1 protein-coding gene is annotated in these 439 nt (G+C 50.8%); it reads left to right on the top strand.

Going from position 1 to position 439, the window contains the following annotated elements; genetic code table 11:
• Nucleotides 1-399, top strand: a 399-nt coding sequence (mobA, locus tag HFC70_RS26395; protein ID WP_368669829.1) for a plasmid mobilization protein MobA, incomplete at its 5' end; no start/stop codon positions are given.
• Nucleotides 400-439 lie beyond the last annotated feature (40 nt).

Below are 439 nucleotides of genomic sequence, written 5' to 3'. Positions count from 1 at the left end.
TACATGCACGCTATTACAATTACCCTGGTCAGGGCTTCGCCCCGACACCCCATGTCAGATACGGAGCCATGTTTTATGACAAAACGAAGTGGAAGTAATACGCGCAGGCGGGCTATCAGTCGCCCTGTTCGTCTGACGGCAGAAGAAGACCAGGAAATCAGAAAAAGGGCTGCTGAATGCGGCAAGACCGTTTCCGGTTTTTTACGGGCGGCAGCTCTCGGTAAGAAAGTTAACTCACTGACTGATGATCGGGTACTGAAAGAAGTTATGAGACTGGGGGCGTTACAGAAAAAACTCTTTATCGACGGCAAGCGTGTCGGGGACAGGGAGTATGCGGAGGTGCTGATCGCTATTACGGAGTATCACCGTGCCCTGTTATCCAGGCTTATGGCAGATTAGCTTCCCGGAGAGAAAACTGTCGAAAACAGACGGTATGAAC

The organism is Agrobacterium sp. a22-2, assembly GCF_012276985.1.
GTDB lineage: Bacteria > Pseudomonadota > Alphaproteobacteria > Rhizobiales > Rhizobiaceae > Allorhizobium.
Note: the sequence above shows the minus strand (reverse complement) of the source record. Positions and strands in the feature narration are given on the sequence as shown.